Here is a 10,862-nt window from a genome sequence, read left to right as displayed (position 1 = left end):
CCGCGCAGATGCCGCCGGTGCTGGCGGTACCGGCCGGCAGCCAGGTGAAGTTCAACTGGCAGACCGGCTGGCTGCCCGCCGGCATGAAACAGGTGGCGCAGAACCGCCGCCAGCTGCCGTCGCTGAACCGTCCGGTGGAGTCGCGTCTCTACTCTGACGGCCTGTTCAGCTTCTCGGTGAACGTCACCATGGCCGATAAAAACAGCGCACCGCAGCAATTGCGCACCGGGCGTCGTACGGTGCAGACGGTTGTGCGTAATAATGCGGAGATCACCGTGGTCGGCGAACTGCCGCCGGCCACGGCCAAACGCATCGCTGACAGCATTACTTTAGGTACCGCACCATGATGAGAGAATGGGCCACGGTGGTTTCGTGGCAAAACGGCGTCGCCACGTTGCACTCCGAAATAAAAACCTCCTGCAGCAGCTGCTCTGCCCGTAAAGGTTGCGGTAGCCATATGCTCAACAAGCTGGGGCCGAAAAACGCCCACGTGATGACCGTGGCCAGCGCCGAGCCGCTGATCCCTGGCCAGCGAATCGAACTGGGCATTGCCGAAGCCAGCCTGCTCAGCTCCGCGCTGCTGGTCTATATGACGCCTCTGCTGGGGCTGTTTATCGTCGCCGGCCTGTTCCAGCTGCTGTTTCACAGCGATCTGGCGGCGGCCAGCGGCGCGCTGCTGGGTGGCACGGGCGGCTTTATCGTCGCCAGAGGTATCTCCGGCCTGCTTGGCCGGGCCGCCGCTTACCAGCCGGTGATCCTCAGCGTCGCGCTGCCGCCGGATGCGATTAGCGTCATCACCGATGCCTGAGTTCGCGCGGTGTCTCCGGTTGCTCATCGCTGCCGCAGACACCGCACCCAGGTCAGACATTTCGCTCCAGTCATTTACACCGCTGCATCACGGCTTCCTGAACCGATCCCACAGCGACGCATCGCGATACTCTCGTTTGCCGTACTGTTTCCACCCCGTTGATATGTCGTGGAGAAGTTACCTTGTATTCTTTCGCCTGGGTGGCTAACAGTGTAAGATGCGACACATATTATTGGTGGGGTCATCGTAATCGATCGCGGTATGAGCCCATAGCGCTACCCACCATGCGAATTTCAACATTTCCTGATGCGAAAAAATCCATATAAATGAAGCACATAAGAAACTTTTCAATCATCGCGCACATCGACCACGGTAAATCCACGCTCTCCGACCGTCTGATTCAGATTTGCGGTGGCCTGAGCGAACGTGAAATGGCTGCACAGGTTCTGGATTCAATGGATTTAGAACGCGAGCGCGGCATCACCATCAAAGCGCAAAGCGTGACCCTCGATTATCACGCGCAGAACGGTGAAACTTACCAGCTCAATTTTATCGACACCCCAGGCCACGTGGACTTCTCCTATGAAGTGTCCCGTTCGCTGGCGGCCTGCGAAGGCGCGCTGCTGGTGGTGGATGCCGGGCAGGGCGTGGAAGCGCAGACCCTGGCAAACTGCTACACCGCGATGGAAATGGATCTGGAAGTGGTGCCGGTTCTGAACAAAATTGACCTGCCGGCGGCCGATCCCGATCGTGCGGCGCAGGAAATTGAAGATATTGTCGGCATTGATGCTACCGACGCGGTGCGTTGCTCGGCGAAAACCGGCGTTGGCGTGCCTGACGTGCTGGAGCGCCTGGTGCGCGACATCCCGCCGCCGGAAGGCGATCCTGAAGGCCCGCTGCAGGCGCTGATTATCGACTCCTGGTTCGATAACTACCTGGGCGTAGTGTCGCTGGTGCGTATAAAGAACGGTACCCTGCGCAAGGGCGAAAAAATTAAGGTAATGAGTACCGGTCAGACCTATAACGCTGACCGTCTGGGCATCTTCACGCCGAAGCGCGTTGATACCGACGTGCTGAACTGCGGCGAAGTGGGCTGGCTGGTCTGTGCGATCAAAGACATCCTCGGCGCGCCGGTCGGTGATACGCTGACCCTGGCACGTAACCCGGCGGAAAAAGCGCTGCCAGGCTTCAAAAAAGTGAAGCCGCAGGTTTACGCCGGCCTGTTCCCGATCAGCTCTGACGATTACGAAGCCTTCCGCGACGCGCTCGGCAAGCTGAGCCTCAACGACGCCTCACTGTTCTACGAGCCGGAAAGCTCCACCGCGCTGGGCTTCGGCTTCCGCTGTGGCTTCCTCGGCCTGCTGCACATGGAGATCATCCAGGAGCGTCTGGAGCGCGAGTACGACCTGGAGCTGATCACCACCGCACCGACCGTGGTCTACGAAGTTGAAACCACCGACGGTGCCGTGGTCTACGTTGACAGCCCGGGCAAACTGCCGGCGCTGAACAGCATCCTTGAGCTGCGCGAGCCGATCGCCGAGTGTCATATGCTGCTGCCGCAGGAGTTCCTCGGCAACGTGATCACCCTGTGTATCGAAAAACGCGGCGTGCAGACCAACATGGTTTACCACGGTAACCAGGTGGCGCTGACCTATGAAATCCCGATGGCCGAAGTGGTGCTCGACTTCTTTGACCGTCTGAAGTCCACCTCACGCGGTTACGCGTCGCTGGACTACAATTTCAAACGCTTCCAGGCCTCTGATATGGTGCGCGTCGACGTGCTGATCAACAGCGAGCGCGTGGATGCGCTGGCGCTGATCACCCACCGTGACAACTCGCAGTACCGTGGCCGTGAACTGGTAGAGAAGATGAAAGAGCTGATCCCACGCCAGCAGTTTGATATTGCAATTCAGGCAGCGATCGGCGCACACATCATTGCCCGTTCTACCGTAAAACAGCTGCGTAAAAACGTGCTGGCCAAGTGCTACGGCGGCGACGTCAGCCGTAAGAAAAAGCTGCTGCAGAAGCAGAAAGACGGTAAGAAGCGCATGAAGCAGGTGGGTAACGTTGAGCTGCCGCAGGAAGCGTTCCTTGCCATTCTGCACGTGGGTAAAGAGAGTAAATAAGGCCCGTTTGGGGCCGTGAGGGAACTGGAATGGCTAATATGTTCGCCCTGATTCTGGCGATAGCGACGTTGATCACCGGTATTATCTGGTGCGTGGATAAGTTCAAATGGGCACCGGCTCGTCGCGCGAAACGCGCGGCGGCGCAGACTGCCGGCGAAGAGCAGAGCAAGGCTGATAAACAGCCGGGCTGGGTGGAAACCGCCGCGTCGGTTTTCCCGGTGCTGTTCTTTGTGTTTATCGTGCGCTCTTTTGCTTATGAGCCTTTCCAGATCCCGTCCGGTTCGATGATGCCGACGCTGCTGATCGGCGACTTTATCCTGGTGGAGAAGTACGCTTACGGCATTAAAGATCCAATTACCCAGACCACGCTGATCCCAACCGGGCATCCTAAGCGCGGCGATATCGCGGTATTTAAATACCCGAAAGACCCAAGCGTGGACTACATTAAGCGGGTGATCGGCCTGCCGGGCGACCGGGTGACTTACGATCCGCTGAGCAAAACGGTGTCAATCGCTCCGGGTTGTACCACAAGCGCCAGCTGCACCAGCGCACTTGCGGTCACTTACTCAGACGTTGAGCCGAGCGACTTTATCCAGACCTTCAACGGTTACGGCGGCAATGAATCCGGCAACGGGTTCTTCCAGAAGCCACAGGGTGAAACCCTGCAGGGCGGCCTGCGTTTAGCCACCCGCAATGAAACCCTGGGCGACGTGACGCACCGTATTCTGCTGGTCACCCAGGCGCCAAGCCAGCCGGGTGCTTATTACCAGCAGCCGGGACAGCCGCAGTCGAGCTGGGTGGTGCCCGAAGGCATGTACTTCATGATGGGTGACAACCGCGATAACAGCGCGGACAGCCGTTACTGGGGCTTTGTGCCGGAGCGTAATCTGGTCGGTAAGGCTACCGCGATCTGGATGAGTTTCGAAAAACAGGAAGGTGAATGGCCGACCGGCGTCCGTCTCAGCCGGATTGGTGGTATTCACTAACCGCCTGCCGCCTGCGGGCTGCAAACGATATTTAACGGTTGGCTTCCCGAACGGGGAGCCACTGCACACGAAACAGATTGTGTTGGTCCCGACGCTCAGCCCTGTTCCGTGTGCAGCATAATTGACGCATTCAGAAATTGGTAACGCATGAACCCCATCGTAATTAACAAGCTCCAGCGTAAGCTGGGCTACACTTTTACTCATCAGGACCTGTTACAGCAGGCGCTCACCCACCGCAGCGCCAGCAGTAAGCATAACGAAAGACTGGAATTCCTCGGCGATTCGATTTTGAGTTACGTCATTGCTAACGCGCTCTATCACCGTTTTCCCCGCGTGGATGAAGGCGATATGAGCCGCATGCGTGCCACGCTGGTGCGTGGTAACACGCTGGCTGAGATGGCACGGGAATTTGACCTTGGCGAGTGTCTGCGCCTGGGACCGGGCGAGCTGAAAAGCGGCGGCTACCGTCGTGAATCGATTCTGGCTGACACCGTGGAGGCGCTGATCGGTGGCGTCTTCCTCGACAGTGACATCCAGACCATCGAGCAACTGATCCTCAGCTGGTACGCCAGCCGTCTGGAGCAGATCAGCCCGGGAGATAAGCAAAAGGATCCAAAAACGCGTCTGCAGGAGTTTCTGCAGGGTCGCCATCTGCCGCTGCCCTCCTATCTGGTGGTGCAGGTGCGTGGCGAAGCGCACGATCAGGAATTTACTATTCACTGCCAGGTGAGCGGTATGGCAGATCCGGTGGTGGGCACCGGATCCAGCCGTCGCAAAGCTGAGCAGGCAGCGGCCGAACAGGCGCTGATTAAGCTGGGAATTGAATGAACGAACAAACTACCCATTGCGGCTTTATTGCTATCGTCGGCCGCCCGAACGTCGGTAAATCGACCTTACTGAACCAGTTACTGGGTCAGAAGATTTCTATTACCTCGCGCAAGCCGCAGACCACGCGTCACCGCATTATGGGCATCCATACGGAAGGGGCGTATCAGGCGATCTACGTCGATACCCCCGGCCTGCATATGGAAGAAAAAAGGGCGATCAACCGCCTGATGAACCGCGCCGCCAGCAGCTCGATCGGCGACGTCGAGCTGGTGATCTTCGTGGTTGAAGGCACCCGCTGGACTCCGGACGACGAGATGGTGCTGAACAAGCTGAAAGATGGCAAAGTGCCGGTGCTGCTGGCGATCAACAAGGTCGACAACATCACTGATAAAAGCATTCTGCTGCCGCACCTGCAGTTCCTCAGCGAGCAGATGAACTTTATGGACGTGGTGCCGATCTCTGCCGAGAAGGGCAACAACGTCGATACCATCGCCAGCATTGTGCGCAAGCTGCTGCCGGCCGCGGAGCACCACTTCCCGGAAGAGTACGTGACCGACCGTTCGCAGCGCTTTATGGCCTCGGAGATCATCCGCGAGAAACTGATGCGCTTCCTCGGTGCCGAGCTGCCGTATTCGGTGACGGTTGAGATCGAGCAGTTCGTCAGCAACGAGCGCGGCGGCTACGATATCAACGGCCTGATCCTCGTGGAGCGCGAAGGTCAGAAGAAGATGGTGATTGGCAACAAAGGGGCCAAAATCAAAACCATCGGGATTGAAGCCCGTCGCGATATGGAAGAGATGTTCGAGGCGAAAGTGCACCTTGAGCTGTGGGTGAAAGTGAAGTCGGGCTGGGCGGATGATGAACGCGCCTTACGCAGCCTGGGCTACACCGACGACCTCTGAGCCTGATGGACGGCTGGCAACGCGCCTTTGTCCTGCACTCGCGGCCATGGAGCGAAACCAGCCTGCTGCTCGATCTGTTCTCTGAGCAGCATGGCCGGGTACGGGTGCTGGCGAAAGGCGCCCGATCCAAACGCTCCAGCCTGAAAGGGGCGTTACAGCCGTTTACGCCGCTGCTGGTCCGCTGGGGCGGCCGCGGTGAAGTCAAAACGCTGCGCGGTGCCGAACCGGTATCGCTGGCGCTGCCGCTCAGCGGCACCACGCTCTACTGCGGCCTCTACGTTAACGAGCTGCTCTCCCGCGTGCTGGAGCACGAAACCGCCTTCAGCGAACTGTTCTTCGACTACCTGCACTGCATCCAGGCGCTGGCCGCCACGGCCGATTCGCCCGAACCCGCTTTACGCCGTTTTGAACTGGCGATGCTTGGCCACCTTGGCTACGGCGTCGACTTTCTGCACTGCGCCGGTAGCGGCGAGGAAGTGGCCGACGGTATGACCTACAGCTACCGCGAAGAGAAGGGCTTCATCGCCAGCCTGGTAACCGGCCACCGCAGCTTTACCGGCCGGCAGCTGCGCGCGCTGTGGCAGCGCGAATTTCCTGACGCCGATACCCTGCGCGCCGCCAAACGCTTCACCCGCATGGCGCTGAAACCTTACCTGGGCGGGCGGCCGCTGAAAAGTACCGAACTGTTCCGCCAGTTTGTGCCGAAAAAACGCGCGGCCGCTGCACCATCCGGCGACGAATAGGCGCAGGTCATACCCCTGACCGCGCTGAACGTTGTACACTGCTGCAAGAATCCGAAGTCACTAAGATCATCCGAGGACCGTCATGGCTGAACTGTTGTTAGGCGTTAATATCGATCACGTTGCCACGGTGCGTAACGCGCGCGGCACAAATTATCCTGACCCGGTGCAGGCGGCATTTGTCTCCGAGCAGGCGGGCGCGGACGGGATTACCGTGCACCTGCGCGAAGATCGCCGCCATATTACCGATCGCGACGTGCGCATCCTGCGTGAGACTATTCAGACGCGGATGAACCTTGAAATGGCGGTCACCGATGAGATGGTGGCGATCGCCCTTGAGGTACAGCCGCAGTTCTGCTGCCTGGTGCCGGAGAAACGCGAAGAGGTAACCACCGAAGGCGGCCTCGACGTCGCCGGTCAGCAGGAAAAAGTGACGGCGGCGGTCGCGCGTCTCAGCGCCGCCGGTATCCTGGTGTCGCTGTTTATTGATGCCGATCGCCTGCAGATTGACGCGGCGGTGGCGGCCGGTGCGCCTTATATTGAAATTCATACCGGTGCCTACGCCGAAGCGCCGGAAGGACCGCAGCGTGACGCGGAGCTGGCGCGTATCGCCGAAGCGGCCACCTACGCGGCCGGCAAAGGGCTGAAGGTTAACGCCGGCCACGGCCTGACCTACCACAACGTGCAGGCCATCGCGCTGCTGCCGGAGATCTTTGAGCTGAATATCGGCCACGCGATTATCGGTCGCGCGGTGTTCAGCGGGCTGGCCGCGGCGGTGCAGGAGATGAAACAGCTGCTGCGCGAAGCGCGTCGCTAATGGCGATCCTCGGCCTCGGCACCGATATCGTGGAGATCGCCCGCATTGAAGGGGTGATCTCCCGCTCCGGCGACCGGCTGGCAAAGCGGGTGCTCAGCGCCAATGAGTGGGCGCAGTATCAGGCCCATCAGCAGCCGGTGCGCTTTCTCGCTAAGCGCTTTGCGGTCAAAGAGGCGGCGGCAAAAGCCTTCGGCACCGGCATTCGCGGTGGCCTGGCGTTTAACCAGTTCGAAGTCTATAACGATGAACTGGGTAAACCCGGGCTGCGCTTTTTCCTGCATGCGCAGGAGCTGGCGCAGAAGCTCGGCGTGGCGCACGTCCACGTTACGCTCGCCGACGAGCGGCACTACGCCTGTGCCACGGTGATTATTGAAAGTTAAGGACGCCGTACGTTAACGTGCCTGCTTATCTTGCAGGCTGGCTGACTCGCTGACTCGCTGACTCGCTGACTCGCTGACCTGCTGGCCTGCTGGCCGGCAGGTTCAGCCGTTTTGTTGTGACGAAGCTGACTGCTTTAGCGGGCCAGCTCCGTTGAATGATGCAGCATCACGAATTTCTCCCACAGCTGTGCATTATCCTCCACGCGCTGCGGATCGCTGATAATGGTGTTATCGATCGGGCAGACCTGCTGGCAGGTCGGCACCTCGTAGTGGCCGACGCACTCGGTACAGCGATCGCCGTCAATTTCGTAGAACTCCGCGCCAAAGCTAATTGCCGCGTTCGGGCATTCGGGTTCGCACATATCGCAGTTGATGCAGCGGTGGGTGATCAGTAAAGACATAGTGATGAGTTATCCAAAAAATACATTAAAATAAATAAGTTACTATCTGTCCCTAAAACGCACGCTGAATACTAAGGTGTGATTATGTACAGTATCGTTCGTTTGAAAAAACCTTTGCAGCAACACAAAACAGTAACACAGTAAGAAAATGCTCCTTTGATCTGCCGCATGTGTGAAGTACTTATCAGTTCCGTTTGTGCCGGATTATTTTCGTGGTCAGCTAAAACTGGTGACAGTTTTAGCATTTTTCCAAAAGGAGTTTTTCTGATTCATTGGGTACCACAGATCTCTTACCGATCTCGTGTTCATATTACCTCCTGTCATGTGGCACAAATTTAGTGAACTACCCCATATGATTTTTGAGATGAAATGGTGCATGTAATTTTCCACCAATGGTTGGTTTGTCCATTTTTTTAAATTGAATAGATCCTTTCTGTGCGAAGTGGCATAATTTAGATTGTTATTAATAATACATGAGGTCGTTTTTTATGAAAGTAGTTAATGTTGATAAAAAAGGATTTAGAGAAATCAACATGATGTTTTTGATTTTTGTTTTTCTTTCTTTTGCTTTTTCAGTTATAATTTATTTTTATTACTACTTTTTTTCAGAATCTTCAATTATTAAGATTGTGTTTAATATGATGGGTGGCGTACCATCGATAATATCTCTTAAAAATATTCCTTTTAGTATTTTAATGAGTGCATTTAGCAAAACTGCGCCATTTTTTGGTATTGCATGGTTTTTAATTTCATTTAACAAAATATCACCGGTATTTAAAGTCGAAAGAAAAACGATTTTTTTATCTAATTTCCTATATCCTTTTTTTTATTTTATCTATATTTATATAACATTGTTTTGCAATCATGAAATTTCGACATCAGGAAGATTTATTAGAATATTCACAGTGAATGACTTTTTTTTGTTGTTGTTTTTTTCAGTGGTTCATTTTATTATATCATTTCTAACTTATTCTCTGTTTCTTATCCCTTTCATGACGTACAAAATGAGTAAGAGAGGGCGATGAGCCCTCTTGGTTTCAAAAAGCAGGTTTTAACAATTCATTGTTTATTTTCTCTGCTACTTTAGCATCGATAAGTGATGCCAGAAAAGCCACAACTATTATGCCTGCTACAGTTAAAGCTGTAGTTGTCATCCCTGCCGCAAGTAACCAGGGAGCCAAAGCTGCAGAAAAAACACCTAATGCTATAGTACTCGCAATACCGCTAAGTACCCAGGATTCTACTTCCAGTACTAATGGCCCCCAGTTACCTGTTTTAATACCCTCGATAAACTTCTGGCGTACTGTATCTACTTTTAAAATGAGTCCGGCAACATTAAATGATCTGCCAAGCTTACCTACCTTATCTGCCATATCTTTAGCATCGAAACCTTTTAAAGCATTAACAATCGCATCCTTGTCAGATGATTTTATTTTCATTGACGGGTTTTCAATGATTTTCTGCAGGGATTTCATGGCATCATCATAACTCCTTATGGTTTTTCCTTGAAAGTTACGAATGTCTTCTGCTATTTCTTTTACAATTTCATTGTATTTTTTCACAATGGTTTTGCTGATATCTTTACCCGTGCTCTTACTTTTAATAATCAACTTACTTTATGAGCCCCTGGCAGGGCGGCATTTTTTCTATTTAATAAGTTCACCTGTTTTTTACAAAGTGTATCATCACAGTTTTCATGAGTCGGGAGAGTCCTGCAGATACTGGGCTAAGGGCCTACGGGCCATGCATCGTTCATTCAGACATATCCTGTCTTTGAACATGACGATGTGGATATCGGTCTCAATCAGCAAGTCGGTGCAGACGGGGTAGTGACGCGGGAGCACGCCTGTTGCAGGTGCTAAGGACACAATTATGCGGAATCAACTGTACCGTTTAATGTGAGGCCTGGCTGTTGGTCTCTTCGCTGCAGACCGCGCTATCCGTATAGCGACGGTCTGGTAAGTTGAGTTGTATAAATAGTAGGCTAAAGTATTTAAGTTAGTTAAATCAGCTTCTTCACCAGCGCTTCGCTGTGGCGAATATGGCTGGAGGCGCGTTCCGGATCGCGCTGTACCAGCGCCATAAACAGCAGGTCGGTCAGCGCCAGCTGAGCGGTAGTGGAGGAGATCGCCGCGCTGCGCGTGGTCTGCTCTTCGGCCACCGTGTAAAGGCAGTGGCTCGCCGACTGCTGCAGGGTGTTAGGGGTAAAGCCGGTAAAGGCCAGCACCGTGGCTCCGATGCGCTGGGCTTCCTGCGCCGCCAGATTGATCTCGCGCCGCTCACCGGTGTAGGAGATCGCCAGCAGCACGTCGCCCGGCGCCAGCGCCTGCACGCTGGCCAGCAGCGCGTGCATATCCTGCTCGGCCACCGCGCTGATGCCGATCTTCATCAGCTTCCACGAGAAGTCCTTCGCCACCAGCCCCGAGGCACCAATGCCGACCAGCACGATACGGTTGGCGTTCTTCAGCAGGCGCAGCGTCTCCAGTAGCATCTCCTCGCTGTTGATATCCAGCGTGGCGCGGATCGCCGACTGTTTCTCGGTAAAGAGTTTTTCACCGACCACCTTCAGCGAATCGTCGCTGAGGATGTGGTTATGTACGGTGATCGCCTCTTTGTCTGACAGCGACTCGCTCAGCGCCATCTTCAGCGCCGGAAAGCCCTTATAACCCAGCTTCTGCGCGAACTTAACCACGCTGGACTGGCTGACGCCCGACTCATCGGCCAGCTTCTGCGAACTCAGGTGGCGGGCACGGTCCGGCTGCGACAGCAGATAATCCGCCAGGCGACGCTCATTCAAAGCCAGGCTGGGATACAGCTGACGAATACGCAGCAGTGAACTCATCTCATTTCCTCTCGCGAACGCGGGTCCATCGT

At 55.2% G+C, this 10,862-nt stretch carries 12 protein-coding genes and 1 pseudogene; 10 read left to right on the top strand and 3 right to left on the bottom strand.

What is annotated here, in order from left to right; all coding sequences use genetic code 11:
* The 9 genes and pseudogenes from NV64_RS24170 to acpS all read left to right on the top strand — a co-directional run.
* A pseudogene (locus NV64_RS24170) lies at positions 1–347 on the top strand (MucB/RseB C-terminal domain-containing protein); the annotation flags it as partial.
* Complete coding sequence (gene rseC / locus NV64_RS17680) at positions 344–808, top strand: SoxR-reducing system protein RseC (RefSeq protein WP_056238808.1); 465 nt, start codon at positions 344–346, stop codon at positions 806–808. The pseudogene NV64_RS24170 and the gene rseC, both read left to right, overlap by 4 nt.
* A 326-nt stretch (positions 809–1,134) precedes the next feature.
* Complete coding sequence (lepA, locus tag NV64_RS17675; protein ID WP_056238811.1) at positions 1,135–2,934, top strand: translation elongation factor 4; 1,800 nt, start codon at positions 1,135–1,137, stop codon at positions 2,932–2,934.
* Between the two features lie 29 nt (positions 2,935–2,963).
* Complete coding sequence (gene lepB / locus NV64_RS17670) at positions 2,964–3,920, top strand: signal peptidase I (protein WP_056238814.1); 957 nt, start codon at positions 2,964–2,966, stop codon at positions 3,918–3,920.
* 147 nt (positions 3,921–4,067) lie between these two features.
* Positions 4,068–4,748 carry a ribonuclease III gene (rnc, locus tag NV64_RS17665; RefSeq protein ID WP_056238818.1) on the top strand — a complete coding sequence of 227 codons (681 nt, stop codon included), beginning with the start codon at positions 4,068–4,070 and terminating at the stop codon, positions 4,746–4,748.
* Positions 4,745–5,650 (top strand): GTPase Era, encoded by a 906-nt coding sequence (era, locus tag NV64_RS17660; RefSeq protein WP_056238822.1) that lies wholly within the window; start codon positions 4,745–4,747, stop codon positions 5,648–5,650. Before rnc ends, era begins: the two co-directional genes overlap by 4 nt.
* Positions 5,651–5,655: 5 nt before the next feature.
* A complete protein-coding gene (gene recO, locus NV64_RS17655) occupies positions 5,656–6,393 on the top strand; it encodes a DNA repair protein RecO (RefSeq protein WP_056238824.1) in 738 nt (245 codons plus the stop codon).
* Positions 6,394–6,475: 82 nt separating this feature from the next.
* Entirely contained in the window at positions 6,476–7,207 is a 732-nt protein-coding gene (gene pdxJ, locus NV64_RS17650; RefSeq protein WP_056238827.1) for a pyridoxine 5'-phosphate synthase, read from the top strand.
* Complete coding sequence (acpS, locus tag NV64_RS17645; RefSeq protein ID WP_056238828.1) at positions 7,207–7,587, top strand: holo-ACP synthase; 381 nt, start codon at positions 7,207–7,209, stop codon at positions 7,585–7,587. Before pdxJ ends, acpS begins: the two co-directional genes overlap by 1 nt.
* 134 nt (positions 7,588–7,721) lie before the next feature.
* On the opposite strand, the gene NV64_RS17640 is transcribed toward acpS, so the two are convergent.
* On the bottom strand, positions 7,722–7,988 hold the full coding sequence (locus NV64_RS17640; protein ID WP_056238831.1) for a YfhL family 4Fe-4S dicluster ferredoxin: 267 nt from the start codon (positions 7,986–7,988) through the stop codon (positions 7,722–7,724).
* A gap of 488 nt (positions 7,989–8,476) precedes the next feature.
* Here NV64_RS17640 and cui point away from each other — a divergent pair, with 488 nt between their 5' ends.
* Positions 8,477–9,013, top strand: a complete 537-nt coding sequence (cui, locus tag NV64_RS17635; protein ID WP_158239904.1) for a colicin immunity protein Cui — start codon at positions 8,477–8,479, stop codon at positions 9,011–9,013.
* A 12-nt stretch (positions 9,014–9,025) separates the two neighbouring features.
* Here cui and NV64_RS17630 read toward each other — a convergent pair whose 3' ends face one another.
* Positions 9,026–9,598, bottom strand: a complete 573-nt coding sequence (locus NV64_RS17630; RefSeq protein WP_101506443.1) for a colicin-like pore-forming protein — start codon at positions 9,596–9,598, stop codon at positions 9,026–9,028.
* Positions 9,599–9,990: 392 nt separating this feature from the next.
* On the bottom strand, positions 9,991–10,830 hold the full coding sequence (locus tag NV64_RS17625) for a MurR/RpiR family transcriptional regulator (protein ID WP_056238839.1): 840 nt from the start codon (positions 10,828–10,830) through the stop codon (positions 9,991–9,993).
* Positions 10,831–10,862 lie beyond the last annotated feature (32 nt).

The organism is Erwinia sp. B116, from assembly GCF_002865965.1.
Taxonomy (GTDB): domain Bacteria; phylum Pseudomonadota; class Gammaproteobacteria; order Enterobacterales; family Enterobacteriaceae; genus Erwinia.
Note: the sequence above shows the minus strand (reverse complement) of the source record. Positions and strands in the feature narration are given on the sequence as shown.